This window comes from Streptomyces sp. NBC_00667 (genome assembly GCF_036226825.1).
GTDB lineage: Bacteria > Actinomycetota > Actinomycetes > Streptomycetales > Streptomycetaceae > Streptomyces.
This window is the reverse complement of the sequence record NZ_CP109022.1, coordinates 426,420-452,456: the sequence shown is the minus strand read 5'-3', so window position 1 is coordinate 452,456 and position 26,037 is coordinate 426,420. Positions and strand designations below refer to the sequence as shown.

21 protein-coding genes and 3 pseudogenes are annotated in these 26,037 nt (G+C 72.1%); 12 read left to right on the top strand and 12 right to left on the bottom strand.

What is annotated here, in order from left to right; all coding sequences use genetic code 11:
- Positions 1–69 precede the first annotated feature (69 nt).
- Both OHA81_RS02200 and OHA81_RS02195 read left to right on the top strand, forming a co-directional pair.
- The gene (locus OHA81_RS02200) at positions 70–546 is read left to right on the top strand and encodes a hypothetical protein (protein WP_329192178.1); all 477 of its coding nucleotides are present in this window, start codon (positions 70–72) and stop codon (positions 544–546) included.
- Between the two features lie 72 nt (positions 547–618).
- Positions 619–1,098, top strand: a complete 480-nt coding sequence (locus tag OHA81_RS02195; RefSeq protein ID WP_329192176.1) for a hypothetical protein — start codon at positions 619–621, stop codon at positions 1,096–1,098.
- A 103-nt stretch (positions 1,099–1,201) separates the two neighbouring features.
- On the opposite strand, the gene OHA81_RS02190 is transcribed toward OHA81_RS02195, so the two are convergent.
- The 4 genes and pseudogenes from OHA81_RS02190 to OHA81_RS34565 all read right to left on the bottom strand — a co-directional run.
- Positions 1,202–2,044, bottom strand: a complete 843-nt coding sequence (locus OHA81_RS02190; RefSeq protein ID WP_329192174.1) for a hypothetical protein — start codon at positions 2,042–2,044, stop codon at positions 1,202–1,204.
- Positions 2,041–2,568 carry a SigE family RNA polymerase sigma factor gene (locus tag OHA81_RS02185; protein ID WP_329192172.1) on the bottom strand — a complete coding sequence of 176 codons (528 nt, stop codon included), beginning with the start codon at positions 2,566–2,568 and terminating at the stop codon, positions 2,041–2,043. The genes OHA81_RS02190 and OHA81_RS02185 overlap by 4 nt, the downstream gene beginning before the upstream one ends.
- A gap of 125 nt (positions 2,569–2,693) precedes the next feature.
- Positions 2,694–3,578: pseudogene (locus OHA81_RS34570) on the bottom strand (pectinesterase family protein); the annotation flags it as partial.
- A 114-nt stretch (positions 3,579–3,692) separates the two neighbouring features.
- A pseudogene (locus tag OHA81_RS34565) lies at positions 3,693–5,036 on the bottom strand (pectate lyase family protein); the annotation flags it as partial.
- Between the two features lie 454 nt (positions 5,037–5,490).
- Here OHA81_RS34565 and OHA81_RS02175 point away from each other — a divergent pair.
- On the top strand, positions 5,491–6,726 hold the full coding sequence (locus tag OHA81_RS02175) for a hypothetical protein (RefSeq protein WP_329192168.1): 1,236 nt from the start codon (positions 5,491–5,493) through the stop codon (positions 6,724–6,726).
- A 162-nt stretch (positions 6,727–6,888) separates the two neighbouring features.
- Here OHA81_RS02175 and OHA81_RS02170 read toward each other — a convergent pair whose 3' ends face one another.
- A complete protein-coding gene (locus tag OHA81_RS02170) occupies positions 6,889–7,491 on the bottom strand; it encodes a VOC family protein (protein WP_329192167.1) in 603 nt (200 codons plus the stop codon).
- A gap of 211 nt (positions 7,492–7,702) precedes the next feature.
- Here OHA81_RS02170 and OHA81_RS02165 point away from each other — a divergent pair, with 211 nt between their 5' ends.
- The 3 genes from OHA81_RS02165 to OHA81_RS02155 are packed head-to-tail and all read left to right on the top strand — an operon-like array spanning position 7,703 to position 11,294.
- Positions 7,703–8,893 (top strand): lycopene cyclase family protein, encoded by a 1,191-nt coding sequence (locus OHA81_RS02165; protein ID WP_329192165.1) that lies wholly within the window; start codon positions 7,703–7,705, stop codon positions 8,891–8,893.
- A gap of 50 nt (positions 8,894–8,943) precedes the next feature.
- The gene (locus OHA81_RS02160; RefSeq protein WP_329192163.1) at positions 8,944–9,729 is read left to right on the top strand and encodes a class I SAM-dependent methyltransferase; all 786 of its coding nucleotides are present in this window, start codon (positions 8,944–8,946) and stop codon (positions 9,727–9,729) included.
- Complete coding sequence (locus OHA81_RS02155) at positions 9,726–11,294, top strand: FAD-dependent oxidoreductase (protein ID WP_329192161.1); 1,569 nt, start codon at positions 9,726–9,728, stop codon at positions 11,292–11,294. The genes OHA81_RS02160 and OHA81_RS02155 overlap by 4 nt, the downstream gene beginning before the upstream one ends.
- Positions 11,295–11,316: 22 nt before the next feature.
- On the opposite strand, the gene OHA81_RS02150 is transcribed toward OHA81_RS02155, so the two are convergent.
- The 5 genes from OHA81_RS02150 to OHA81_RS02130 all read right to left on the bottom strand — a co-directional run bounded on the left by OHA81_RS02150 (position 11,317) and on the right by OHA81_RS02130 (position 16,931).
- Positions 11,317–12,342, bottom strand: a complete 1,026-nt coding sequence (locus OHA81_RS02150) for a DUF5914 domain-containing protein (RefSeq protein WP_329192159.1) — start codon at positions 12,340–12,342, stop codon at positions 11,317–11,319.
- Positions 12,339–13,358 (bottom strand): phytoene/squalene synthase family protein, encoded by a 1,020-nt coding sequence (locus tag OHA81_RS02145; RefSeq protein ID WP_329192157.1) that lies wholly within the window; start codon positions 13,356–13,358, stop codon positions 12,339–12,341. The genes OHA81_RS02150 and OHA81_RS02145 overlap by 4 nt, the downstream gene beginning before the upstream one ends.
- Positions 13,355–14,884 carry a phytoene desaturase family protein gene (gene crtI, locus OHA81_RS02140; RefSeq protein ID WP_329192155.1) on the bottom strand — a complete coding sequence of 510 codons (1,530 nt, stop codon included), beginning with the start codon at positions 14,882–14,884 and terminating at the stop codon, positions 13,355–13,357. The genes OHA81_RS02145 and crtI overlap by 4 nt, the downstream gene beginning before the upstream one ends.
- Positions 14,881–16,086 (bottom strand): polyprenyl synthetase family protein, encoded by a 1,206-nt coding sequence (locus OHA81_RS02135; protein WP_329192153.1) that lies wholly within the window; start codon positions 16,084–16,086, stop codon positions 14,881–14,883. Before OHA81_RS02135 ends, crtI begins: the two co-directional genes overlap by 4 nt.
- A gap of 521 nt (positions 16,087–16,607) precedes the next feature.
- Positions 16,608–16,931, bottom strand: coding sequence for a hypothetical protein (locus OHA81_RS02130; RefSeq protein ID WP_329192151.1), 324 nt, complete (start codon positions 16,929–16,931; stop codon positions 16,608–16,610).
- 929 nt (positions 16,932–17,860) lie between these two features.
- Between OHA81_RS02130 and OHA81_RS02125 the strand changes: the two are divergent.
- Both OHA81_RS02125 and OHA81_RS02120 read left to right on the top strand, forming a co-directional pair.
- Positions 17,861–18,472, top strand: a pseudogene (locus tag OHA81_RS02125) (IS5 family transposase).
- 73 nt (positions 18,473–18,545) lie between these two features.
- Positions 18,546–18,839 (top strand): hypothetical protein, encoded by a 294-nt coding sequence (locus OHA81_RS02120; RefSeq protein WP_329192149.1) that lies wholly within the window; start codon positions 18,546–18,548, stop codon positions 18,837–18,839.
- A 15-nt stretch (positions 18,840–18,854) separates the two neighbouring features.
- Here the strand turns inward: OHA81_RS02120 and OHA81_RS02115 are convergent, their stop codons facing one another.
- A complete protein-coding gene (locus OHA81_RS02115; RefSeq protein WP_329192147.1) occupies positions 18,855–19,838 on the bottom strand; it encodes an IS481 family transposase in 984 nt (327 codons plus the stop codon).
- Positions 19,839–19,982: 144 nt separating this feature from the next.
- Here OHA81_RS02115 and OHA81_RS02110 point away from each other — a divergent pair.
- From OHA81_RS02110 to OHA81_RS02100, 3 genes are all read left to right on the top strand, one after another.
- Positions 19,983–20,842 (top strand): IS5 family transposase gene (locus OHA81_RS02110; protein ID WP_329192145.1). Its coding sequence is split into 2 segments (ribosomal slippage): positions 19,983–20,343 and positions 20,343–20,842, totalling 861 coding nucleotides; the frame shifts between segments, so codons are not numbered across the junction.
- 98 nt (positions 20,843–20,940) lie between these two features.
- Positions 20,941–22,062, top strand: a complete 1,122-nt coding sequence (locus tag OHA81_RS02105) for an IS630 family transposase (RefSeq protein ID WP_329192143.1) — start codon at positions 20,941–20,943, stop codon at positions 22,060–22,062.
- Positions 22,063–22,330: 268 nt separating this feature from the next.
- A complete protein-coding gene (locus tag OHA81_RS02100) occupies positions 22,331–23,233 on the top strand; it encodes a hypothetical protein (RefSeq protein ID WP_136227622.1) in 903 nt (300 codons plus the stop codon).
- A 376-nt stretch (positions 23,234–23,609) separates the two neighbouring features.
- Here OHA81_RS02100 and OHA81_RS02095 read toward each other — a convergent pair whose 3' ends face one another.
- Positions 23,610–24,116 (bottom strand): DinB family protein, encoded by a 507-nt coding sequence (locus tag OHA81_RS02095; RefSeq protein WP_329192139.1) that lies wholly within the window; start codon positions 24,114–24,116, stop codon positions 23,610–23,612.
- Positions 24,117–24,354: 238 nt separating this feature from the next.
- Between OHA81_RS02095 and OHA81_RS02090 the strand changes: the two genes are divergently transcribed.
- A complete protein-coding gene (locus OHA81_RS02090; protein WP_329192137.1) occupies positions 24,355–26,016 on the top strand; it encodes an FAD-dependent monooxygenase in 1,662 nt (553 codons plus the stop codon).
- The last annotated feature ends 21 nt before the right edge of the window (positions 26,017–26,037 follow it).

Here is a 26,037-nt window from a genome sequence, read left to right as displayed (position 1 = left end):
AAGGCTGCTGTTCCGGCTGCAACGGGAGGGTTCCACCATGCAACAGACGGGCCGTCTGTGATGAAGGCCGTGGTCCGGGGTCTCCTCGGGGGAGCCGCCGCCGGTGCCGCGGGGACCACCGCGCTCAACGTGGTCACCTACCTCGACATGGTGGTCCGGGGGCGTGGTGCGAGCAGTGTGCCCGAGCACAGCGTCGAGGTCCTGGCCGCCAAAGCGGGAGTGCCCATTCCCGGCGACGAGGACCAGCACGCGAACCGGCTCGCGGGCCTGGGGGCGCTGAGCGGCTTGTTCGTCGGGATCGGGATCGGTGCGGCTGTGGGAGTGGCCCGCGGTCTCGGCTGGCGGCCGGGCACGCTGCGGGCCTCTGCGGTCGTGGGCCTCGGGGCCATGGCTCTCGTCGACGGACCGGTCGTCGCCCTGGGCATCTCCGATCCCCGCGCCTGGGCAGCGGTGGACTGGGCCGCCGACGTGGTTCCCCACCTCGTCTACGGAGCCGTCACCGCGGCCGTCGCCCAGGGCCTGGACCGTGACGGAGCCCGCGACTGAGGGGGAGGGGGAGCGAGAGCCGGCCACGAAAGCCCCTGGTGTCGGCGCGTCAGTTCGGACAAGCTGCGGCCCATGGACTGGATGCCCCTGCTCTCCACACTGACAGGTGCCGTCATCGGCATCGCAGCCACTCTGATCGCCGACCGTAACCGTTGGCGCCGGGAGGCAGCCCGGCACGCTCTCGAAGTACGGCGCGAGGTGTACACGGAGTACGTTTCCGCCCTCAAGGCCGCAGGCGAGGAGATACGCGCCGTCGCTCTGGGCGACCACATGTCCGAGTCGGCGCGCGACGCGGCGGTACGGGAGGCCGTGCGCAGCACCGGGATCTACACGGCGAGCGAACGCCTCTGGCTCGTGGGGCCGCCACAGGTCGTGGAGAAGGGGAACGAGGCGTTCCACTGCATGCGTGCCCTCCGCGACGCCTACGCCCGTGGCGTCGCCGTCGGCTCGGCCGGCGACGCGCCCCTGATAGAGCGGCGGCGCAAGGCCATGGCGCAGATGCGTCGCCTCATGCGTGAGGACCTCGGCATCGGACCCCTCGGGATCGAGTGAGGTGTCCCGAGCCCCGAGCTCCGTCGTCGGTGGCGCCGGCCCGGCCGTGTTCCTGCGCCGGATCGTCCTCCTCCTCCCCCCTCCGAAGCGCTCACGATCGTCTTCAGCCGGTCCGGGCGAAGCCGCCCCACACCGAGGCCTTGCCCGCAGAGGTGGCGGCCTCGGCGCGGTAGCCGTCGTCCTTGGCGTCGCGGCCGCCGGTGGCGTGGTCGTACTGACCGGCGAAGACGTGCTGCCCCGCCGGGACCGTCCTTCCGGGCTTGAGGGTCCACCGGTACACGAGGAAGCGGCCCTCCTCGCGGACGGAGACGTCGAAGTCGGCGGCGGGGCGGGTCAGCCAGCTGCCGGTGGTCTTCACTCCGGCGCCGAGGGCGACCCGCAGTTCGACCGTGAGCGCCGACAACGTACTGCGCGTCTTGAGGGTGACGTTGCTCTGCGCCCAGTAGGCGTTGCTGTGGGGGTCGACGGAGCCGTCGGCCCACAGCGGACCGTCCGAGGAACGGGCGCCGGCCCCCGACGGCGTGGGGCGCGGACCGGCCGGGGCGGGGCCGGAAGCGGACGGACCGCCGGAGGGGGATCCTCCGGGGAGCCGGCTGGGCTCGGGCGGGGCAGGGGAGGTCGGCGGCGCGGCGGAGGGAGGTGCGCCCGTCGGCGGAGGTGCGGGGGCGGAGGTGCCGGCGTCGGTGGCGAGCGTGGACTGAGCCGGGCCGGTGGCGCGGACGACGGAGACCACCGCGAAGCCGCCCACCGCCAGGACGGCGGTGGTGGCCAGGGTCGCGAGTACGACCTTCGGCCAGGACAGGGCCCCGCGGCGCTCGCGGTGGTCTGGGCGGCCGGGTGACTGCGGCCGGGCCGTGCCGCGCTCCACCCGGGCGAGCACGCGGGCGCGGTCGGGGCGGTGGCCTTCGGCGCTCTCGCGCAGCAGGCGGCGGAGTTCGTCGGTCATCGGCTCTTGCTCCCCACCAGTTCGCCGGCGGCCCGGGCGCCGAGCAGCCGCTGTAGTTCCGCCGTTCCCTTGGAGGTCTGGCTCTTGACCGTACCCACCGATATGCCGAGCACGTGCGCGGTGTCCTTCTCCGAGAGGTCGAAGGCGTAGCGCAGGACGACGCAGGCGCGCTTGCGGAACGGCAGCCGGCCGAGTGCCGCGCGCACGTCCATGACGGCCGCCACGTCCGGCCCGTCGGTACGCTCCGGGCGGTGCGACCAGAACAGCAGGACGCGCCGTCTCTCGCGCACCGCGCTGCGGATCCTGCTGCGGGCGAGGTTCGCGACGACCCCCCGGGCGTAGGCGGCGGGGGAGTCGGCGGCGCGGACCCGGTCCCAGCGGTGCCAGAGCGCGACCATCGCGTCGGCGGCGAGGTCGTCGGCGGCGTCCGCCTCGCCGGTCAGCAGGAAGGCGAGGCGGGAGAGTTCGGCGTGGTGGCGTTCGAAGAAGTCGTGGAAGTCGTCGGACGCCTCATCGGTGGTCATGGCCTCGGTGCGGCCTCTCGGTGCGATGTGGGCCGTTCCCGGGCAGGTGCGGGAGCGTGGCAGCCGGTTGGACGGTCGTTCGGCGGGCTCGGCCCGCCGGGGGCGGGTCGGTGTGGTCGTGCCCATCAGAGCGTCGGGTTCCAGCCGTCGGTGCCGGCCAGGTAGGAGCGGGCGGTGTGGGTGGTCGCCTGGGCCGCTGTCAGCTGGGGGCGGTTCGCTCCGCCACCGGCGCCGGGGCCGGTATTGGCGTACTCGGCGAAGTGGGCGGACTTCCAGGAGAAGCCGCCCATGTCGGTCCACGGAGCCCCGGTCTTGACGGCTGCGGGCAGGACCGTGTTGCGGATCACCAGCCGGCCGACGGCGTCCGGGCCGGGGTGCCAGGGCCGGCCGAGGTAGAAGGTGCCGGCTCGGGCGGCACTGTCGACCGTGCTGTCGGTGATGAGGATGCCGTACGGTTTCGCCGAGTCGGTGTTGGGCGCGGCCAGGTACCCGTTGTTCCCGCCGGCGGCGGCGCCCCGGTCGCGCAGCGTGATGTTCACGTGGTCGTACACGGCGGTGGCGTTGCCGAAGACGAAGTCGACGTCGCCCGCGACGAAGCAGTGGCGGAAGTACTGCCGGTACTGGGCGGTGGCGTGCGGGGCCCAGTTGAGGACGGTGTCCTGGTGGGCGATGAAGCGCGAGTCGACGTACTTCTGGCGGTCCCCGGAGGCGTTGAGCGCCACCGCCTGGGTGTCCTTGACGTCCGGGTGCGCGGACCTTTCCCACGTGTTCTGGATCGTCACACCGGTCACGGTGACGTCGTTCGCCGAGAAGGTCGCGGTGGCGCTGCCCGCGGTGCCGTACCGGCCGCCTCCGGGCTTGGCGGTGCCCGCCGCGTTGTCGTACGTGATGACCACGTCCTCGGGGTTGCCGGTGGCGCCCTTGAGCGTCAGTCCGCGCTTGGCTGCGGGGACGTCGATGGTCTCGTGGTAGGTGCCCCGCGACACCAGGACGGTGTCGCCCGCGGCGGCGGCGTCGATGGCGGCCTGCACGCTCCGGTGGGCCGCGGAGCCGTCATGTGCGACGGTCAGCGTGCGGCCGGTGGCGGAACCGGGCGCGGGAGCCGCGGCGTTGCGACCCGTCCCGGTCAGGACACCGGCGCCCGCCTTGGCCGCCAGCTCGGCGGGCAGCCCGTCGGCGGGCTCCAGGCCGGCGGTGAGGGTGGGCGTCCAGGAGACGGTGGTCTTGATCTTCTTCGTGGGGTGGGCGGCGTTGTAGGCGCCGGCCAGGTCCGTGGGCTTGCCGTCGACGAGGTTGCCGCTGCCCGCTACGGCTCCCGTGCCGTCGCCGCTGAGCAGGTCGGCCACCTCGCGGTCCGGTGACAGCTTCCAGTGGTTGTTCTGGGCCACGATCTGGGCGCCCGCACGGGAGTTGACGCTGTAGCTGTGCGCGTAGCCGTCCGACTTCGTGGTGTCGTAGTAGTTGTCGTACAGGTGGACCTGGCCCACGCGGGTGAGCGGGGCGCGCTGGACCACACCGCGGAAGACGTTGTGGTGGAGCGTCACCCGCAGCTTGGTGTCCTTGTCGCTGCTGCCGATCAGCATGGTCTTGTCGTGGTTGCTGAACGTGTTGTATCCGACGGTGACCAGGTCGGAGGCGTTGGTGATGTCGAGCGCGCCGTCGTGGACCTGGTACTCGCGCCCGAAGCGGGTCGGGTTGCCGGAGTCGGGGTGCGGGGCGTCGGAAAAGGTGTTGTGGTCGACCCAGACGTGGCTGGCGCCGCGCAGACTGACCGCGTCGTAGGCGGAGTTCCAGTTCCCGGTGGAGCCGTCGGTGGGGTCCCACTGCGGGAAGCAGTCCCGGACGTCGGTGAGCGACAGGTTGCGGAGGATCACGTTGTCGGCGTTCTTCACCACGAGGCTGCCGCCGACGATGCCCGCGCCGGTGCCGGGTACGCCGACGACGGTGGTCCGCGCCGGAACGTTGAACGTGATCCGCGAGGCCTGCCTGGCCTGGGCCGCCTTGCGGGCGTTCTCCTGCGCGCCGGACGGCACCTTGGAACGGCCCCAGACGGCCGGGTCGTACGCCTTGAGGTAGGCGTCGAGCGAATAGGCCGTGCCCCGTGCGTAGTCGGCGCAGCCCAGCGGTTTGCCGGCGTCGTCGGTGTTCGCGTCGATCACGCCCTTGACCTTGATGATCCGGGGACTGTCGGCCGGGCCGGCGGCCAGGGCCCGCGCCAGCTCGGTCCGGGTGGAGACGGTGAAGACACGGGCGGAGTCCGCGGCCCGGCCGCCGGTGGTGCCCGCGCCGCTCGCAGCCCAGCCGTCGCGGGCGGGCAGCACGTCGTGGGCGAGGTCGGCGGGCGCCGCGGCGCCGGCGCTCACGACCAGAGGTGCGGCACCGAGCCCGGCGGCGGCCACGGTGGCCGCCGCGAACAGGGCGAGCCTTCGACGGCCGGCGGGGCGGCGGTGGGGGGAAGCGGGGGACATGCGTGGTCGCTCCTAGGGGTGAGGTGCACTGTTCTCCCCTCAGTTGCCGCCGCGTACGGATTGGTTGCCGCTGACGGCGGGAATCCTGGGCGGTTCGCCGTCCCGCCGGACGGGGCTCAACCGGGCGACACCGTGTGCCGGCCCAGCGGCCCTTCGACGTCCTGCGGGCCCAGCCGACTCGCGCGACTCCCGGGACTTCGGCGACTCACCGGGCTCCCCCGGCGCACGGGCGTCCGGCGGCGATACGTATGATCTCGCTTCCCCCAGAGCGAAGGTCGAAGAAGCAGCGATGCCACTCCGTAAAGCCCGTGCAAGATACGCCGGTTGGATCGCCACCGCAGTCGCGGTGGTCCTCTCGGTTCCGGTGATCGGTTCCCCCGCCCAGGCGGCCCCAGGGGACGCGGCGACCGCGTCTTCCTTCAATCTCAGGTCCGGACCGGACCTCAGTGCTCAAGTGGCCTCTCTGAAAGCGGCGTTGCCCACGCAGGGCGTTCAGGACCTGCTCGACCAGGGCAACCGGGTAGCGCGGACGGGCGCGTCCTGTACCACCGACCCGTTCGGCTCGGGCGACGACGGCAAGGTGCTGGCCCCCGCCAGGAAGCTGTGCTGGGATCCCGGTGACTCCTCCACCGCGGACTGGATCCCCCAGGGCATCACCGGCGTCTCGGACGCCCAGGCGGACGAACTGTGGGGCACCCGCAAGCCACTGGTCACCGCCTGGTACGACAAGGCCGGCGGCAAGGGCGTACGGCTGTCGTTCCTCGACCCCGAGACCGCGATCCCGGGCGACGCCGACGGCCGGCGCTACCGTCACGTCCTGCTGGTGGAGCCGTACTACAACAGCTACGACCACGTCTCCTACAAGGCGGTCGACGTCCACGCGGGCGGCATCGCCTGGTACAAGTACTACCTCTACGTCGCGGACACCATGAACGGCCTGCGGGTCTTCGACATGCGTTCCGTCCTGGACCTCAACCCGGACCAGAACGCCTCGGTCGACGACACCACGCTGGACGGCCTCAAGAGCAACGTCCGGGACGACACCCAGATCGGCCGGCAGAACAACGTCTACTACAGCTACACGTACCGGTACGTGATGCCGCAGGTGGCGTCGTACAAGTTCGTCAGCGCCCAGGGCAACTCCTCCGCCGGGACCTGTGTGGCCACCGGAGCGCCGAAGGCGTCCTACATCTCCGTCGACCGCAGCGACACCGCCGCTCCTGCTCTGGTCATGGGGGAGTACTGCGACTCCGACGACGCGCACCCCGAGAAGGGCCGGGTCGGCACACTGCCGATCGATGACGGCACCGGCCTGCTGAGGTCGACCAACGGCGTGGTCAGCGCGACGGGCGCGTTCTACCTGCCCCGCGACCTCACCCAAGGCGCGGCGCGCTACGACGGCATGTACTACTTCAACCGCAGTTGGACCACCCACAGCGGAAGCCTGCGCCGGGCGACCGTCTCCGGCGGCCGTCTGGTGGACTACGGCGCCAACATCACCAACGCCGTCGGTCCGGAGGACCTGTCCTTCGAGCACGGGCAGGGCGTGCCGGGGGGCGGTACGCAGTACCTCTGGTCGCTGACCGAACACCGCGCGGACGCCACGGACCCGACCTGCACGGACACCGGCTCCCCGTGCGGCCGGGTGATCTACGCGCACAGGGTGACCGACATCCTGGCCCGGCCCTGACGGGCCGGCACGGCTCTGCCCGCACGCCGGCGCCGGCAGTCGAGCACGTCGGCGCCGGCAGTCGAGCACGCCGGCGCCGGCAGTCGAGCACGTCGGCGCCGGCAGTCGAGCACGCCGGCGCCGGCAGTCGAGCACCAAGCAGCCCAGTGCCCGTCGCCACGGTCAACACGTGATGTGGAACTCGTTCCCGCCGGGGTCGAGGAACTCGCCGTACTCCCCGTCACCTCCGGTGACCTTGGTGACCTCCAAGCGCAATCGGTTCCGGCCCGCCTTCGGTGCCGCCGGCGGTCCCCTCACCAACGAGACCGTGCTGAGGGGACTCCGGCGCAACCGAACGCACCGGTCGTGGTGCTCGGCCGCGTGCCAATTCGCCTGGGACTGCCAGAAGGCCGACTGGGCGTCGCGGTTCTCCTCGGCGACGTCGAGGCAGATCGCGACGAGCCCGGAGTCGGCGAGCACACCGGGGTGACCGGGGCGCAGCACGCAGAACTCGTTGCCCTCGGGATCGGCCAGCACGTCCCACGGGACGTCCCCCTGGCCGATGCCGACCCGCGTCGCACCGAGTGTGAGCAAACGCGCGACCTCTGCCTCCCAGTCCGGCCCCCCGGCCAAGTCCAGATGGAGTCGGTTCTTGTGCACCGCCCTCGGGACGGCGGACGACACGAACCGCAACCGCAGGCCGCCCGTCCGCCCCTGCGTGGCGTTCAGCCAGAAGTGATCCATGCGCGCCACATCCGTCGCGTCGAACACGATGCCCGTCAGCATCTCGTTCCCCCCCGAAGCAGTAGGACACTTCCCTTGCCGTTCTGGCCGGGGTCCGGCCCCAGCACCGCGGGCCACGGAGCGGCCCTCGACCGGCTGGGCGACCACGCGGCCACACGGCCACACGGGCGAGAGTGCATCCGTGACGGCCCGACCCGGGGAAGGAAGACAGTGGCAGAGGTCGGTGCGGCGCGGAGCGAGGGGGTCGGGACGCGTGGACGAGCACGCGGACGTGGTGGTCATCGGGGCGGGCGCCTCCGGGCTGAGCCTCGCGATGCGGCTGAGCGCCGCCGGGGCGTGGGCCACGCCCCGGCCCTCGGTGGTCGTCCTGGAGGCGTGCCCCGGCCCCCTGCGTGCACCGGACCGCACGTGGTGCTTCTGGGAGGAGGGGCCGGGTGAGTACGAGGCCCTGCTCACCGGCCGCTGGGACAAGCTCAGGGTGACCGGACCCGACGGTCGCGCCGCCGACTCGGAACTCGGTGCGTGGCGGTACAAAATGCTGCGCTCCGCCCCGTTCGAGGCCGCCGCCCGCCGCACGCTGGCGGACCGGGGTTGCGAACGCGTCCAAGTGGACGTCGAGTCGGTGCGGGAGTGCCCGGGCGGGGCGGAGGCGCGCGGGCACGACACGGACGGGCGCCCGCGTACGTTCCGTGCACGATGGGTGTTCGACTCGCGCCCCCCGCGGCCGCTGCCCCCGTCCCGCAGCGCGCTGCTCCAGCACTTCAAGGGGTGGTTCGTGCGGACCCCGGCCCCGGCGTTCGATCCGTCCTACGCCCACCTGATGGACTTCCGGACCGCGCAGCCCCCGTCGGGCCTGTCCTTCGCCTACGTGCTGCCGTTCAGCCCCACCGAAGCCCTCGTGGAGTACACCCGCTTCTCGCCGCGCGTGCTGCCCGACGCGGCCTACGACGAGGAACTGCGCCACTACTGCCGCGACGTCCTCGGCCTGGGCGCCTTCACGGTCACCGCCACCGAGTCGGGCGTCATCCCCATGACCGACTCCCGCTTCCCGCGCGGGCGGGGCCGCTCCGTCGTGCCCATCGGTGCGGCCGGCGGTGCGACCCGGCCCTCTACGGGCTACACCTTCGCCGCGATCCAACGCCAGACCCGCGCCATCGACCTGGCGCTGCGCCGCGGTCACGACCCGGTCGCCCCCGCTCCCTACGGTGCCCGTCCGCTGGCCATGGACGCGGTGCTGCTGCGGGCCCTCACGACGGGACGGCTGGACGGGGCGCGCTTCTTCACCGACCTCTTCCGCACCGTGCCGGCCGACCGCCTGCTGAGGTTCCTGGACGGCACGACGAGCTGGTGGGAGGACCTCCTGCTCGGCTTGCGCACCCCGGTCACACCCATGCTCCTGTCCCTGCTGGAACTGCCTCTGGTGCGCCGACGGACGCACCCGTGAACCGCCGAGGACGCTTTGGCGGCCGTCCCATGGAAGGAACCACGCACGACATGCCCACGCACGCCTTGCGCCCCCACCCCGTGCACACCCGCCCCGTGCACACCCGCCCCGTCCTGCGCGACGACGACCTGTCCGCGGCCTTCGACCACGCCGCGTCGACCTACGACCTGCTGGTCGGCGCCCATCCCGGCTACCACAGCCAACTGCGCCGCTCGGCCCGCCGCCTCGGCCTCCCGTCGCTGCCCCCCGGCAGTCGGCTGCTCGACCTGGGCTGCGGCACGGGTGCCTCGACCGCCGCGCTGCTCGCCTCGGGTGGCCAGAGGTGCCGGATCACGGCCGCCGACGCATCGGCGGGAATGCTGGAGCGGGCCGCGACGAAGCGATGGCCGGCCAACGTCACCTTCGTCCACACGCCGGCGGACCGTGTGGGTGACGTCGCGGCGGACGGCCCCTTCGACGCGGTCTTCGCCGCCTACCTCTTCCGCAACGTCACCGACACCGACGGCGCGCTGGCGGCGGTCCTATCCGCCATGGCGCCCGGCGGCCGCATCGCCGTGCACGAGTACACGCTGAGCGGCAGCCCAGTGCACCGGGCCGCCTGGAGCGCCGTGTGCCGAGGCGTGGTGATGCCGCTCGGCCGCGCGACGGGAAACGCGGCACTGTACGCGCACCTGTGGCGCAGCGTCGTCGCCTTCGACACGGCCCCGCGGTTCGCGGAGCGGATGCGGCGCGCGGGCTTCGCCGACGTACGGGCCCTGCCGCTCGCCGGATGGCAAGGGGGCATCACCCACACGTTCGTGGCCCGGGCCCCGAGGCGCGCAAGGCCGGCGGCATGACGTCCAGGGGCCGGGAGCGCCGCTACCCCGGAAGGGACCGGCGGGCCCACGAGGTGCCCGGGCACCCGGGCCGGGAGCGGATCGACGGGCCGGCACCCCGCGTCGCGGTGGTCGGCGGCGGCATCGCGGGGCTGGCCGCGGCGGTGCCGCTGGCGGAGCGCGGGGTGGAGGTGACCGTGTTCGAGCGGGAGCCCGGACTCGGCGGGCGACTGGCCGGCTGGCCGGTCCGTCTGCGCGACGGTTCGCCCGCCACGATGAGCCGCGGCTTCCACGCCTTCTTCCGCCAGTACTACAACCTGCGCGCGCTGCTGAGGCGTACCGATCCGGGCCTGCACGGTCTCGTGGGACTTCCCGACTACCCCCTACGGCACAGCGGTGGCGGCGTGGACGGCTTCGCGCGCGTACCGCGCACCCCTCCGCTCAGCGCGCTGGGGTTCGTCGCCCGCAGCCCGTCCTTCGGCTGGCGGGATCTGACGAGGATGGACGCGCGGGCCGCGCTGCCGCTGCTGGACGTGGCGGTGCCCGAGGTCTACCGCAGGCTCGACGGGGTGAGCGCAGCCGAGTTCCTGGCCGCCATCCGGTTCCCGGAGGCCGCGCAGCACCTCGCGTTCGAGGTGTTCTCCCGCAGCTTCTTCGCCGACCCGGCCCGGCTGTCGGCCGCCGAGCTGGTGCTGATGTTCCACATCTACTTCCTCGGTTCCAGCGAGGGCCTGCTCTTCGACGTGCCGCGCGAGCCGTTCCCCCAGGCCCTGTGGGAGCCGCTGGGTCGTCACCTCACCGCACAGGGGGCCGACGTGCGCACGGCGACGGCCGTGGAGGAGGTCCGCCCGGCGGGGGCCGCCGGCTTCGAGGTACGGGTGGCCGGCCGGGACGAACACTTCGACGCCGTGGTCCTGGCCATGGACGTCCAGGGCCTGCGGCGGGTCGTGGCGGCCTCGGAGGACCTCGGTGACGAACGGTGGCGCGAGGACATCGCCGGACTGCGTACGGCCGCGCCGTTCCTCGTCTCACGGCTGTGGCTGGACCGCCCGGTCCGGCCCGGACGGCCGGGCTTCCTCGGGACGAGCGGCTACGGGGACCTGGACAACGTCAGCGTCCTCGACCGCTGGGAAGGAGAGGCCCACCGGTGGGCGCTGCGCACCGGTGGCTCGGTGGTGGAGCTGCACGCGTACGCCGTGGATCCGACGCAGGAACGTTCGGCGGTCGAGACGAGGCTCGTGGAGCAGTTGCACAGGGTCTACGGGGAGACCCGGGAGGCCGGAACGGTCGACGTACGGCACGAATGGCGAGAGGACTGCCCGCTGTTCGAGATCGGCGGCCATGCCTCCCGTCCCGGGGTGCGCACTCCCCATCCCCGGCTGCTGGTGGCCGGCGACATGGTCCGTACGGGGCTGCCCGTCGCGCTGATGGAGCGGGCGGCCACCAGCGGGTTCCTGGCCGCCAACGCGCTGCTGGAGCAGTGGGGAGTACGGGGCGAGACGCTGTGGACGGTGCCGCGACGGGGGCGGTCCGCGCCGCTGCGGACGCTGGCGCGGCTGAGCCGCGCCCCGGGACAGGACGGTTGAGCCGCCGCACGCTCCCCGGGTGTCAGCCGGGGAAGCGGCCGCAGTCGCGCAGCTGCCACCGGCGTTCCGCGTAGGCCAGGTCGTCCTTCCACAGCCGGCCCGCCGCCCGGCGCATCAGCGGCCGCAGCAGGGTCGCGCCGGCCCGGGCGACGGCGAAGCCGGGACGCTCGGAGGCCGCGATCACGGCCTCCGTCACCCTGGTCCGGGGCCGGCCGTCGCGGCCCGGCCCCAGGGGGGTCGCATGGGTCTCCACCACGGAGCCCCGCCCTTCGCCCTCGGTGATGTGCATGACGACGGTCCGCGGATCCGGGGCGGTGAACTCGGCGGTGACGGGAATGACGATCCGGTCGGTGAGGCGGAAGGACACGCGGACGACCAGGGCTTCCCCCCGTGACGACGATGACGGTGTCGAAGACGGGTCCGGAGCGTCCAGGACGCGCAGGTCGACGAAGGAATACGGGTGGAACCAGGCCCCGTGCCACGGGTCGAGGCGGTTGGCGACGATGTCCTCGGGCTCGCAGATCCCAGTGGCCTCGTAGACGCAGGCCACCGCGCGGCCGGGGCCGGGGCGCCGGGGCACGACGGGCAGCGGCGACGGCTCCTCCTTCCCGTGAGCGTCGAGCCGGACCCAGCACAGGACGCCGTCGTCGTGAGCCGGGTAGGCGTTCCAGCCTGCCGAGGGGCCGCCGTCCAGGGCCATTCCGTGCCAGTGGCAGACGAGTGTCCCGCAGTGGACCCGGGCCTGCGCCAGCGGGGCCCCGAGGTGGGGACAGATCCCGGAGCCGGCCAGCAGACGGCCCCGTCCGTCGCGCCACACGACGATCTCCTCGCCGGCCACGGTGAATCCGTGCGGCTCGTCGGGTCCGATGGCCCGGGAGGCGCCGAGGACGTACCAGTTGCCCGACGGCCGGGCGAGCGCCCGCTCCAGCGACGCACCGATGATGCGGGGAGCGGCGGCGCGCCAGGTGGGTTCCTGCCGCTCCCAGGGGACGGGCGCCCGGCGCAGGCTGAGGGGGTAGCGGCCGCGGCGGGTGCGTTTCGCGCTCACCGTGCTCCCTCCGTCACGTTCTGCGCCGCGCCCCCGGCCGGGGGAGTGGGCACGGGTCGGGCCGACGCCGACTGCGGTGGCGCGCCGGGGCGGCGACGGCGTGCGGCGACGGCGCGCACGAGGCCCCGTCCGGCGATCGCCGCCCGTCGGCGCCGGGGCACCGTCGAACGCCGGTGGAGCGAGGCGTACCCGTCACGGGCGACGGCGTCGAGGATGTCCCCGTACAACACGAAAGCGGTACGGATGCAAGGGCGGCTCGCGGGCTGCAGCATGCCGATGCCGGGCTCGGCCCGCGCGTACACGCCCCGGGTGTGCGCCGCCGCGGCCTTGAGCGCCTCGGTGATGCGCGGATCGCCGCGCCCCGTCCCGCGGCTCCACAGCAGCAGGTCGCGGTCCACGCCGTGCGCGGACAGGAGGTCCGACGGCAGGTAGACACGGCCGCGGTCGAGGTCCTCGCCCACGTCCCGGATGAAGTTGGTCAACTGGAAGGCCTCGCCGAGCGCCGCGGCGTACGGCGCGGCCTCCTCCGGGGAGCCGACCGTGCCGAGGACCGGCAGCATCTGCAGGCCGATCACGGCGGCCGAGCCGTGCATGTAGTCGCGCAGGTGCCGCATCGTCGGATAGTGGGTGACGCTCAAGTCGCTGCGCATGGAGGCCAGGAAGTCGGTGAAGTGGACGGCCGGGATGCGGTAGCGCACGGCGGTGTCCGCCAGCGCGCGCACGACCGGGTCCTCGGTGCGGCCGCCGGCCAGAACCGACGTGAGCGAGGCGGTGAGGTCGCCCAGGAGCCGCGAGCGCTGCTCCTCGGTGGCGCCGTCGAGGTCGTCGACGATGTCGTCCGCCCAGCGCGCGAAGCCGTAGAGGGCGTGCACGGCCGGGCGCCGGTCGGCGGGCAGCAGGCGCGTGGCGAGGAAATACGTCCGGCCGTGGCGGGCGTTGAGGCGGCGGCAGGCGGTGTACGAGGCACGCAGGGCCGGTTCGGTGATGCCGGCCGCGTCGAGTTCGCGTCGCGTCACGCCGGTGCTCCGTTCTCATCGGCTCGGGCGCGCGGGAGGGGCCGTACGGCCGCCCCCGTGATGCGTGCGGCGGCGAGCTTGCCCGAGATCAGGACCGTGGGAACGCCGACACCCGGTGTCGTACCGCAGCCGGCCAGGACGGCGTTCGACGTGCCCCGCACGAGGTTGCGCGGGCGGAAGGGACCGGTCTGGGCGAAGGTGTGGGCGGCGGAGAAGGGAGTGCCCGCGGCGTGGCCCTGCGCGGTCCAGTCGGCCGGCGTGAACAGGGCTTCCTCTTCGACGGAGGCCTCCAGACCGGTCAGGCCCCGGCGTTCGAGCACGCCGAGGAGTTCCCGGCGGTAGTGGGGCCCGAGCACGGCCCACCGGTCTGCCGAGGGACCGATGTCGGTGTTGGGGCACGGCGCCAGGACGTAGTGGCTGTGCCGCCCCGCCGGCGCCAGCGAGGGGTCGGTGGCGGTGGGGCGGGTGACGAGGAGGGACGGGTCGCTCATGAGCCGCCCCGACCGTGTCACCTCGTGAAAGGTCTCCTTCCACCGGGAGCCGAAGAAGATCGAATGATGGGCGAGCCGGGACCAGCTACGGTCGGTTCCCAGGTGCAGGACCACGGCCGAGGGGGAGTGACGCAGCCGGAGCGGCCGTCGCGGCGCTCCGCCGAGGAGCCCGTAGACGACCGGCAGGTCGGGAGTGAGGACGACCGCGTCGCAGGCGATGCGCTGCCGGTCGGTGATGACGGCGGTGATCCTCTCGCCGCGCCGCTCCAGCCGTGTCACCTCCTGCCCGTACCACAGGGTGGCGCCCGCGTCCGCGGCGGAGTCGGCCATGGCCCGCGGCAGGGCGTGCATGCCCCCCGTGGGGAAGTAGACACCGGCGATGGTGTCCATGTAGGCGATGACCGCGTAGGCGGCAAGGGCGCGGGCCGGCGGCACGCCCGCGTACAGGGCCTGGAAGGAGAAGACCCTCCGCAGCCGCTCGTCCTTGACGAAACGTCCGATGGCGGGGTCCAGGCGGCCGAAGCCGCCGAGCGCCGCCAGCCGGGCCAGGTCGGGGTGCAGCAGCTGCCGGGGCGAATCGAAGTTCGTGTCGATGAACCGCCGGATCTGGGCCCGGTAGAGGTCCTGGAGCCAACGGCGCAGCCGCCGGTACCCCAGCGCCTCCCGGCTGCCGGCGAACCGTTCGATCTCCGCTTCCATCGCCTCGGCGCCGGTGTGGACGTCCAGCGTGCTCCCGTCGGCGAAGGAGGCCCGGTAGGCGGGGTGCAGCGGCGTGAGCTCCAGCCGGTCCTCCAAGCTGTCACCGACGGCCGCGAAAGCCTCTTCCAGCAGGTGGGGCATGGTCAGCACGGTCGGGCCCGTGTCGAAGCGGAAGCCGCCCTTCTCCAGGTACCCCGCCCTGCCCCCCGGGACTGCGGCGCGTTCCACCACGGTGACCCGCCGGCCCGCGCCCAGCAGGTGCAGGGCGGCGGCGAGGCCCGCGAGACCGGCCCCCACGACGACCACGTGGTCCGTACGACCGTCGACGGTCCTCATCGGTCGCCTCCCGCGCGCCGAACCGCTGCGGCCGGGGCCGACGCGGGGAGGCGGGAGCCCTCCTCCGGAGCGGGGTGGGGCGAAGCCACCTCGCGCAGGAGACGCACCAGGGCCACCTGTCCCGGGCCGCGAAGCTCCGCCCGGGACAGGTGGCGCTCGGCGGCGGCGGCCAGCCTCCGGATGCGCCGTTCGACGCGGGCGACCGCACCAGTGGTCCGAAGGACCTCCCCGACCTCGGCCAGACCCTCCTCGGTGAGGGAGCGGTCCCCCAGGAACCGGTCGAGCAGGTGCGTTGCGCGGGCATCGGGACCGGCGGCGGCGAGGGAGACCGCCAGCGCCGCCACGTAGGTGTTCTTGCCGGCCCTGATGTCGTCGCCCGCCGGCTTCCCCGTGACCTCGGGATCGCCGAACACACCGAGCAGGTCGTCTCGGAGCTGGAAGGCGACCCCGGCGCAGCGCCCGGCGGCGCCCAGTGCCGCCGCGGTGGCGGCGTCCGCCCCGGCCATCGCCGCCCCCAGGGCCATCGGCCGCTCCACGGTGTAGCGGGCCGTCTTGAGGCAGGCGGTGCGCAGGGCGAGCGGGGCGGAACGGGTGCCGGTGGCCTGGGTGTACAGGTCCAGGTACTGTCCGGCCACCATCTCCGTCCGCATGAGCCGCCATATGTCCAGCACGGAGTCCCGTGTGCCGCGCGGCAGGTCGGCCGCGGCCACGAGATCGTCGGCCCACGCGAGGGCCAGGTCGCCGGCGAGGACGGCGGCGGACGCGCCGAAGGCACTGGGGGCCCCGCAGCTGTCGGCGTACCGCGCGGCGACCTGCGTGTGGAAGGACGGGCCGCCCCGGCGGAGCGCGGACCGGTCCATCACGTCGTCGTGGACGAGGGCGCACGTCTGGATGAGTTCGAGGGCCGTGGCGACGCGCAGCAGCGCGGGTGTCAGATCCTCGCCGGCCCCGCAGGCACGGGCGGTCCACCACAGGAACCTGGACCGGGTGCGGCGCCCGCCGCGCAGGGTGAAGGCGGCAAGGCGTTCGGCCACGTCGGAGGCGAAGACGGGGTCGAGCGACCGGGCGCGGGCCAGCAGACCGTCCAGCACGGCTTCGAGTTCCCCGCGCACCGCTGCGGGCACGTCCGCGTCCACCCGCTCGCCCGTCGACCCGGCTCGTGCGGGGGTGGGTGCGTGTGCGAGAACGGCCTTCGCAATCATGTGCGTTCCTCCGTCGGATGGGCGGCTGCGCTCTCGTTTGTTCGGCGGCCGATGCGCCGTTGGATGCACCTGCCCGCCCGGATTGCTGTCGTCCGCGGCCGTGATCCACCTCTGTCCTTCCCCGCCGGGCGGTCACCGGACTGCGTTTGCGCCCGGACGGCCCAACCGGCGACCGCGATCGTCCCTCCATCCGGTAATCCGGCGCGTGGGCGGGCTCACGGCGTCCGGCGGCGTCCTGCGCGCGGCGTGGGGCGGCAGGGGGGAGGGGGGCCGGGACCGGGTCACGGTCGGCCGGGGAGCCGGGGAGCCGGGGGCCGCCGGGGGCGCGGTGTCGGGGGAGCAGTGCTCGCCGGCGCCTTTGGGGAACCGCTCGCGGCAGTGGGAGGAGCCGTCATCCGGCGAGTGGAGGAGGTGATGTGGAGGAAAACGGTGACCGCCGGCGGGCCGACCTCAGGCGGACGTCGGGCGCGTGCCGCTTCCGGCACGCGCCCGTACCGGCGGAGCGCTCCGGTGCCTGCGGGTCAGCACCACTTGTCGGCGAGGTGGGGGACGACCTTGCGGCAGTAGTGGCAGGTGGCCCCGGCCTCCAGGTTCTCGGTCGCGCCGGAGCAGGTGGGGCAGTCGCCCCGTTCGAGGACCGGCCCCCGTCCGGCCGCGCAGGCGGGGCAGAGGTGTGCGAGGACGTCGGGCGCGGCCGGATAGCCCGGCAGGGCCACGGCCGCCGGCCGGAGGGTCCACCCGGCTTCCGCGATCGCGTCCTCGAATCGGGCCTTCACCGGCTCCTCGGACTCCAGGTACAGGGCGAGGCAGCGCTCACGGTCGCAGGTCACGGCATGGCGGATCATCGGGTCTCCTGACTCTGGGTGTGGTTGATCCGAACCAGGCGCGTGCCCGGGGCGTTGCTGTTCCATGCGCTCGTGGAGCGGTGAGTGAGGGGCGTCGGCAGACCGGGCCCGGCGGACGGCGAGGCCGCTGCCGGCGAAGTGGGCGGCCTGGACTCCGCTACGGGGCCGGGCGCCGATCTTGCGGAACCGGTTCTGCTCCGGCTCGTTGAAGGGAACGGGATGCGCACCCCTCCCCCTCCCCGGTTGCCCCGAGCTTCCGGGGAGGGGCTCCGGTCCTACCGGTCGTCGTCCTTGGGCCTTCTGGGAGCACCGTGGCAGACCGGCAGCGCTGTCCAGCGGCGGCGGCGCCCCGGACGCGCGATCGGTCCCTGGGGAGCCGGGGGGGATGGCTTCCCAGGGACCGGATGTCGCTCGACCGCGGGGGGATGCGGTGTGCATTTCCGATGCGACGTCAGGTTGAACGATTCTCCAGCGCGCTGGTCACGGTCTCTCCTGCCACGGTCTGTCGGAGGAAGCCTTGACGGCATGCGGTACGCAGCCGGCGTGCGTGGGCGCGGCCTACCGCGCCCGCCCCTCGCCTCTTCGGGACAACCTCCCGGCCCATGCGCCCGGAGGTCCGCGGCTGTCGAACGCACCCCGGGGCAGTCGTGCTCTCCTGGGCCGTCCCTTCCGGATCTTGCTCCCCCAGCACCGCTGGGAGGTACCCCCGGACCCGCGCCGCCCGGCACCACACCTCTCCCCCGGCTACCGCTGGGAGGTGCCCCCACCGTTGTCGGGGCGCCGGAGTACGTCCAGTACACCGGCGCCCCTCCGCCTTGCGATGCACGGCGCCGGACGACGCGGGCTTGACCGGCAAGATCCGAAAGAGACGGCTATGCACTGTCCGGCGGATCATGCGGCTGTCGGATTGCTGGCTCGTTGATCCCGGCATGGGGCGGGGTGATCTGACGAATGCCGAGTTGGACCGGTTGGAGCCGTACTTGCCAGCGTCGGGGCAGCGTGGCGGCCGGTGGAGCGATCACCGCAGGGTGATCAACGGGATCCTGTTCCGGGTGCGAACGGGTCCCGGGGCGGTCTGACCTGCAAGATCCACCTCGCCGGTGAGGGTGGATGCGGGCCCATGGCCTTCCTGGTCACGCCCTAGCCAGTGGGGCGACGCGCCGCAGATGATCGAGGGCCTCGAACGCATCGCCGTTCCCCGACCGCAAGGCGGACGGCCGCGCACCCGGCCGGACCACATCGGCGGCGACAAGGCATACAGCTCGCGCCGCAACCGCCGCTACCTGCGAAGACGCCAGATCAAGCACACCATCTGCGAACCAAAGGACCAGCGGGCCAACCGCACAAGACGCGAAAGCAAGGGCGGCCGACCCACCGGCTTCGACCTCGAGATCTACGACCGCCGCAACGAGGTCGAGCGCACGATCAACCGGCTCAAGAGCTCCCGGGCCGTCGCCACCCGCTACGACAAGAGGGCCTACGTCTTCCATGGCACTGTCGCCGTCGCCGTCGCCGCGATCCGGCTCTGGCTCCGCCCGTGAGATACGCCCAGCACCTGGTCACACCCAGGACTCCTTCGCCGCCAGCAGCGTCGTCCCATACAGTGCGGAAGCTATGACGGCACTTTCATCCTTCACCTTCGTGCGCCACATCGACGGGCTCCGCTACCACTTCGAACGCGACGGCGAGCGCAACGGCCGCCCCGCCTACCGCCGAACGGACGGGAACGTGTGGTGTGTCTGGTCGCCGACCGACGGCTGGCACTGCGAGATCGCTGACGGCCTCGTCACCGCCCATCCCCTCGACAGCCACGTCGACGAACCCGAACCCCCCGCCACCGTCTGGCGCAGCTTCAAAAACGACCGCTCCTACCTCTACGACCTCCGGACCCTCGACCCCGAAGCATGATCCGCCGGACAGCGCCTAGTTGTATTGACCCGCAGGGTTGTTGACGCGGGTGATGGGTGGGTGTCCGCCGAGTGCGGTGTGGCAGCGGTGGTGGTTGTAGGTGTGGAGGAAGTCTGCCAGGGCCGCTGTCCGCTCGTCGTTTGACCGGTAGGGCCGCTGGTAGGCCCACTCGTCCAGGAGCGTGCGGTTGAAGCGTTCGACCTTGCCGTTGGTCTGGGGCCGGTAGGGCCTGATCTTCTTGTGGGCGATGCCGGCCGCGGTCAGGGTCTGGGTGAAGAGTTTCGACTTGTAGCAGGCGCCGTTGTCGGTCAGGACGCGTTCGACGGTGATGCCGTGGTCCTGGAAGAACGTGTGAGCCCGGGTCCAGAAGGCGATGGCGGTGTGTTGGCGTTCGTCGGTGAGGACCTCGCTGTAGGCAAGGCGGGAGTGGTCGTCGACGGCGGAGTGGACGTAGCTGTAGCCGATCACTGGCGTACTGTTTTTGCGCTGGGTGGTGGTGGCCTGACGGTTGTGGTCGCCGTCAGTTCGGCCCACTGCCCGCCAGCCGCCGCCGTGGGGGATGTTGCCGAGCTTCTTGATGTCGACATGGACCAGCTCGCCGGGCCGGGCACGCTCGTATCGCCTGATCGGCTCTCCGGTGGGCCGGTCCAGCCAGGCCAGGCGGTGCAGGCTGTGCCGGACCAGGATCCGGTGGACGGTCGAGGCGGGCAGGCCGAGGATCGGGCCGATTCGTGCGGGGCCGAGTTTGCGGCTTCGTCGCAGGTCACAGACTTGGGCCTCGGTCGAGGGCGGCGTCCTGTGGGGGGTCGAGCGGGGGCGGCTGGAGCGATCGTGAAGCCCGGCGTTGCCTTCCGTTCGCCAGCGGCGGACCCATTTGTGGGCGGTGGCCCGCGATATGCCCATCTCGGCCGCCACATGGGCGACCGGACGCCCGGCGAGGACACGTTCGACCAGTAGCCGCCTACCGAAGACAGTCAACCGGGCATTACGGTGGGACACGAAGGCCTCCGTGCGGTGAGTTCCTAGACAGCTCCCACCTCACCGGAGGTCTTCGTCATGTTCAAGACCAGCCGAATGTCAACAACGCTCGTGATCAATACACCTAGCGCGTGTCTCTTTGGACGGTAAGTCAGTTGATCGGATATGTCTGTCCGATTAGTGATCACTGATGCGATGTGGGACCGGATCGAGCCGCTGATGCCGGCCGATCCAGTCCGTGGCCGGCGGTGGGCCGACCACCGCCGAACACTCGAGGCCATCGCGTGGAAGTACCGCACCAACTCGCCCTGGCGGGATCTCCCCGGCGAGCTCGGCCCGTTCCAGACAGCCCACAAACGGCTGATCAGGTGGGCCGTCGACGGCACTTGGGAGATGATCCTCGTCGCCGTCCTGGCGGCGGCGGACGCCGACGACGACATCGACTGGACGGTGTCGGTGGACTCCACGGTCGTCCGCGCCCACCAGCACGCCGCCGGGGCACGTAAAAGGGGGCGGCTCGCTCCGGTGAGCCCGCCGATCACGCTCTCGGACGCTCCCGTGGCGGGCTGAGCACGAAGGTCCACCTGGCCGCGGACGGTGGGGCACGGCCTCTGGCTTTCACCATCACCGCAGGTCAGGCTGGTGACGCACCCGCCTTCAAGACCGTGATGTCCCGCATCCGCGTGCCCCGCACCGGCCCTGGAAGGCCACGAACCCGGCCTCTCGCTGTGCTGGCCGACCGGGCGTACTCCTCCCGCGCCATCCGCAGTCACCTCCGGCGCCGGGGAATCCGGGCGGTGATCCCGCAACCTTCCGACCAGATCGGCCACCGCCTGCGGCGGGGCCGACAAGGCGGCCGCCCACCGGGCTTCGACCGTGAGGTCTACAAGCAGCGGAACACCGTCGAGCGGTGCATCAACCGGCTCAAGCAGTGGCGCGGCCTGGCCACACGAACCGACAAACTCGCCATCGCCTACCAGGCCGCACTCCACCTCGCCGGCATCCTCATCTGGACCCGACGCTGACCAAAGAGACAGAACCTAGTGCTGTGACCGGGAAGGTTCGCCGGGTTGCTGGTTGTGCTGGTTGGAAATGAATTCTCCGACCAGCATGGGGAGGCGGGATGGCGCAACCGGTCCGGTTTCGCAGGCTGACCGAGCAGGAGGGGCAGAAACTGCAGCACATCGTCTGGCGGGGCAGTACCAGTTCTGTGCGGTTTCGGCGGGCGATGATGCTGCTCGCTTCGGCCGGTGGCAGCAGGGTCCCGGTGATCGCACGGCTGGTCCAGGCGGACGAGGACACTGTCCGCGATGTGATCCACCGCTTCAACGAGATCGGGCTTGCATGCCTGAACCCTCAGTGGGCGGGAGGCCGTCCCCGCCTACTCAGTCCTGACGACGAGGACTTCGTCGTCCAGACGGCCAGTGCCCGACCGGCCCAGCTCGGCAAGCCCTTCACCCGCTGGTCGATCCGCAAGCTTGTCGATCACCTGCGGCGCAACATGGCCAGGCCTGTCCGGATCGGCCGAGAGGCACTTCGATGCTTACTTGCCCGCCGGGGGATCACCTTCCAGCGCACGAAGACCTGGAAGGAGTCCCCGGACCTGGACTTCGACGCCAAGCTGGACCGGATCGAGTACGCGATCAACCAGCGGCCGGACCGCACGTTCGCGTTCGACGAGTTCGGCCCGCTCGGCATCCGCCCCACCGCTGGCTCCTGCTGGGCAGATCGGGGCCGGCCCGACCGCCTTCCGGCGACCTACCGCCGCACCCACGGAATCACCTACTTCCACGGCTGCTACTCCGTCGGCGACGACAAGCTCTGGGGCGTCAACCACAGACGCAAGGGCATCGACCACACCTGGGCGGCCCTGAGAACGATCCGGGCCGCACGCCCGGACGGCGGACCGATCTACGTGATCCTCGACAACCTCTCCGCCCACCTGAACTGGAGAATCCGCAGGTGGGCGGCCCGGCACAAGGTCGAGCTGTGCTTCACCCCGACCTACGCGTCCTGGGCCAGCCCCATCGAGGCCCACTTCGGACCCCTGCGGCAGTTCACCCTGGCCAACTCCAACCATCCAAATCACACGGTCCAGACCAGGGCCCTGCACGCCTACCTGCGCTGGCGTAACCAGAACGCCCGCCACCCCGACGTCCTCGCCGCACGACGACGCGAACGCGCCCGCATCCGCAGCGAGAAAGGCATCCGCTGGGGCGGCAGACCACTACCCGCCGCGGCCTGACCACCCGACCCGGCAAACCTTCCCGGTCACAGCACTAGGCGCCGGGCCTGGATGCGACGGGTCCCGATGCGGCGCAGAATGGACGAGGGCGTTGCACATGGGCGGGAATCGCCGGTGGGCGCCCTGTTGGAGCTCAGGTCGTGCCGCCCGTCGCAGCCTCGGTCGACCCGTGACGTCGGCCGCTGCGACCGCATCCAGGCGGGGAACCCCCTACGCACGGGCGACCCCACGACGCCCGACGCGCGCGCCCACCCGACGAAATGGGGCAATGATGAGGAAATCCCTGGTGGTCACGCTGGCGACTTCTGCAGTGGCGGTTCTGCTGGCGGGTCCCGTCACCCCCGCGTCCGCTTCCGCGTCCTGCTTCGGCACCAGCGGGAACACCTCGATCCTGTTCTACCGGACCGGTAGCGGCTCCGCCGTCACCGGAACCCTCTCCGCCGGCCACTGGGAGTCCAACGGGGAGTTCCACCTGCCGCGCGGCTACACGCACGCGGCGGCGAGCCACGATTCGCTGCTGCTGTACAACAAGATCACCGGGGCTGGGGAGGTCGGCACCTTCACCGACGGCGAGTACGCGCGCACCCGCACCTTTGGCAACTTCCCGACGGGTTGGACCCAGGTCGAGGCCTCCGGCGACTCGGTGCTCTTCTACAACGGCCAGACCGGCCACGGCATCACCGGCACCCTGCGGAACGGCAAGTACCAACAGGTGCGCACGTACGACGACTTCAAGAAGGGCTGGGTGACCATGGCCGGCTCGTGCGACACGCTGACCGCCGCGGCCCGGCCAGGGGCGGCCACCTTCTCGTGGGACAAGAGCGAGTACGGAACCCTGGAAGGCGGCGTCTACGGGCGCAGGGGCAGCTTGGTGGGGGAGGACCACCTGGGCCAGCTGACCGCCACCAGGGACTCGGTGCTGTCCTGGGCGAAGGCGGGCGGGAAACTCGACTTGCGGGCGGGCACGGCGACCGACGGCTGGGTCTTCCATTTCCGCGGGGTCGGCACCTCCGACCTCTGGGAGAAGGTGGGCCGAACCTCGGACAGCCTGCTCTTCTACAAGTCCGACGGCACCGCCTCGGCCTCGAAGCTGGTCGACGGCGACTACAAGAGCGTCGGGCCGCTGGACGACATCTCCCCCGGCTGGACCCTCATCGAGGGCGGCGTATAACCAGGGCATGGCCGCCCCCGCCCCTGGGCGTCAGGGCTTCGCCGCCGCCGTGGCCTTCACGTAGAGCTGGGCAACGTACGGCGCTCGCCGGTCGCTCCGGCCCGGTGAGACGCGACCGCCTGGCAGGCCCCGACAGGATCCCGGTGGCGGGTAGGCGGCACCGCGTCCCGTGTCCGGCCATTCGGAATGGCGATCCCCCTGAAGTATGTGGGGCCCAGCGCGCCGAGGGCCACCCTGGCGGCGGGCATTGAACCTGCTGCGTGGCGCCCTGAAGGTGAGGGCCCCGCGGTCGGTGACTGCGGGGCCCCATGCCAGTCGAAGTCGTCACATCCGACCAGCACAACGAGCAACCCGGCAAACCTTCTCGGTCACAGCGCTAGTCGCGGCGTTCCAGCTGGCGACGCATGTCGAGCAGGTGGTGGCGCAGCTCGTGCAGGGTGTGCACGGCGACCCAGCGCAGTGAGCGCTCCGTGGGCTCGGGGTAGCTGTACACCAACGTGCGATCCCAATCGGAGGGAGAGAGCCGGTCGAGAACGTCGTGGAACAGCGATGCTGCGTCCTGGAGTTGGCGCGCGACATCGGTGGGCGTTTGCTGCGCATATCCGTCGTGCTCGACCCGCTCGTCCCGCCCCATGGACTCGGCGACCGGCGTATCAAGGCGGCGAGCGGCCAGCACCCGTTCCCTCTGGACGAGCAGCACATCGCGCATGTGGCAGGCGTACTCCAGAGGTGACCATACGTGCGGCGAGGAGCGCTGCCGCAGCACCGGCGGCGCGGCTTGCAGCAGGTCCGCGTACTCGCGCGCGTGGCCCCTGGCGAGGATCGGGACACTGGTAGCCAGGGCGAGGTCGTACTCGAAACCGCATTCCGTACAAGCCGTCATGTACTCACGTTAACGGTCGGATGATCCGAAGCAAACGGCCTGGCCCCACCGAGCCGGGGGACAGGCGCTACGCCAACCTGGCAGCGGCCGGATGAGTGAACCTGAAACTTCGTCAACCCGTCCTGACCAGCACGTTAGCGGCTACGCCACGGCGGCCGAGCCGCCAATCCGCCGGTCGGTGCAACCTGGTGAAGCAGACTGGCTCGCGGACTAAGCCGGATGACGAAGGGTCCTGATCATGGCCGATATCGACGTACTCGTGGTGGGCGCGGGCCCGGTGGGCCTGACGGCGGCGGCCGAGCTGCGGCGCCACGGAGTGGACTGCCGCATCGTCGATCGGCTGGCCGGCCCGCAGCCCTATGCCAAGGCCATCGGCATCCAGCCCCGCACGCTGGAGGTGTGGGACGACATGGGCCTCGCCCGCGGGGCGCTGGATCACGCGGTGCCGCACCGGGGCCAGCTGGTCTTCATCGACGGCAAGCCGAGCCCCCAGGTCGAGTTGACCCTGCCGCCCGAGATCCCCTACCCCTTCGCCACGCTGCCCCAGTACGCGACCGAGCGGTTGCTCGGCGAGCATCTTGCGCGCTTCGGCACGGAGGTGGAGCGGCCGACCGAGCTCCGCTCGCTGGAGACGCACCCGGACGAGGTGGAGGCCGTCCTCGCGCACGCCGACGGCCGGACCGAGCGTCTGTCCGCCCGCTACGTCGTGGGCTGCGACGGCGCGCACAGCCTGGTCCGCAAGGCGGCCGGGCTGACCTTCGAGGGCGACGCCTTCCCCGAGCAGTACATGATCGGCGACGTCGAGCTCGACTGGGAGCTCCCCGTCGGCTACAGCATGCGGTCCGTGAACATGGACGACAACGGTTCGATGGCCGACATGCTCATTTGCATTCCGATGCCGGGCGTCCGGCGGTACTGGCTGTCGATGCTGCGCCCTGGCGCCGACGCCGGGGACGAAAACTCATTGAGCGCGCCGGACGGGATGGGGGACGGCCACGGACCGGACCTCGGCCAGATCCAGGCCGTGCTCGACCGGCTGTCCCCGGAGCCGACAACCGCCTCCACGCTGCGCTGGTCGTCCGCCTTCCGGGTCAGCCACCGCCTGGTGGACCGCTACCGGAACGGCCGTCTCTTCGTCGCCGGGGACGCCGCGCACATCAACCCGCCGATCGGCGGACAGGGTCTGAACACCGGCGTGCAGGACGCCTACAACCTGGCCTGGAAGCTGGCCCTGGCCGTCCGTGGTGTGGCCACGGACGAGGTGCTGGAGAGCTATCACGCCGAACGCCACCCGGTCGCGCAGGAAGTGGTCAACCGCACCGTCCGACACGCCCGCTCCGCTGGTCATGCCCGCTCCGGCCTCGGCAACAAGGGAGACGACCCCGAGACGACGCTGCGGCGCCAGGCCCAGCTGCTGGTCGCCTACCCGGACAGCCCGTTGATCCAGCCGAAGGGTGCGGACGGCACGCCCGTGGCCGGTCCCGCCACGGGCGACCGGGCACCGGACTGCCGCGGCCTGCTGAGCGACGTCGCCACCTACCCGTGGCGGCTTTTCGACCTGCTGCGCACCCCGCGGCACGTGCTGTTGCTGTTCGCGGGATCGGAGCACGCCTCGGGCGACAGCGCCGCACGGCTCGAAGCCTGCGCCGCCGAGGCGCACCGCGCCGCCCACGGCCTGCTCGACACCTACCTGATCACCGCCGCAGAGGTACCGCGGGACACCGGGCCGGTCTCCCTACGGCTGCCGCGTGTGTGCGACGCGGCGGGCGAGTTCCGCGACGCCTATGCGCCGCGCGACGGCGAGGCCCTCCTGATCCGCCCGGACGGCTACGTCTCCGGACGCTTCCACCCGGCCGTACCGGAACACCTGGCGGAACACCTGCGCCGCACCTTCGCCTGACCCGCGCTGCGCCCGGGGCAG

Bases quoted from the DNA above. Each gene is read 5' to 3' on its own strand.
- OHA81_RS02190 (WP_329192174.1), bottom strand. From the start codon at position 2,044: ATGACCGACGAACTCCGCCGCCTGCTGCGCGAGAGCGCCGAAGGCCAC.
- OHA81_RS02120 (WP_329192149.1), top strand. From the start codon at position 18,546: ATGACGGCACTTTCATCCTTCACCTTCGTGCGCCACATCGACGGGCTC.
- OHA81_RS02195 (WP_329192176.1), top strand. From the start codon at position 619: ATGGACTGGATGCCCCTGCTCTCCACACTGACAGGTGCCGTCATCGGC.
- OHA81_RS02135 (WP_329192153.1), bottom strand. From the start codon at position 16,086: ATGATTGCGAAGGCCGTTCTCGCACACGCACCCACCCCCGCACGAGCC.
- OHA81_RS02170 (WP_329192167.1), bottom strand. From the start codon at position 7,491: ATGCTGACGGGCATCGTGTTCGACGCGACGGATGTGGCGCGCATGGAT.
- OHA81_RS02090 (WP_329192137.1), top strand. From the start codon at position 24,355: ATGGCCGATATCGACGTACTCGTGGTGGGCGCGGGCCCGGTGGGCCTG.
- OHA81_RS02185 (WP_329192172.1), bottom strand. From the start codon at position 2,568: ATGACCACCGATGAGGCGTCCGACGACTTCCACGACTTCTTCGAACGC.
- OHA81_RS02095 (WP_329192139.1), bottom strand. From the start codon at position 24,116: ATGACGGCTTGTACGGAATGCGGTTTCGAGTACGACCTCGCCCTGGCT.
- OHA81_RS02155 (WP_329192161.1), top strand. From the start codon at position 9,726: ATGACGTCCAGGGGCCGGGAGCGCCGCTACCCCGGAAGGGACCGGCGG.
- OHA81_RS02160 (WP_329192163.1), top strand. From the start codon at position 8,944: ATGCCCACGCACGCCTTGCGCCCCCACCCCGTGCACACCCGCCCCGTG.
- OHA81_RS02105 (WP_329192143.1), top strand. From the start codon at position 20,941: ATGGCGCAACCGGTCCGGTTTCGCAGGCTGACCGAGCAGGAGGGGCAG.
- OHA81_RS02100 (WP_136227622.1), top strand. From the start codon at position 22,331: ATGATGAGGAAATCCCTGGTGGTCACGCTGGCGACTTCTGCAGTGGCG.
- crtI (WP_329192155.1), bottom strand. From the start codon at position 14,884: ATGAGGACCGTCGACGGTCGTACGGACCACGTGGTCGTCGTGGGGGCC.
- OHA81_RS02130 (WP_329192151.1), bottom strand. From the start codon at position 16,931: ATGATCCGCCATGCCGTGACCTGCGACCGTGAGCGCTGCCTCGCCCTG.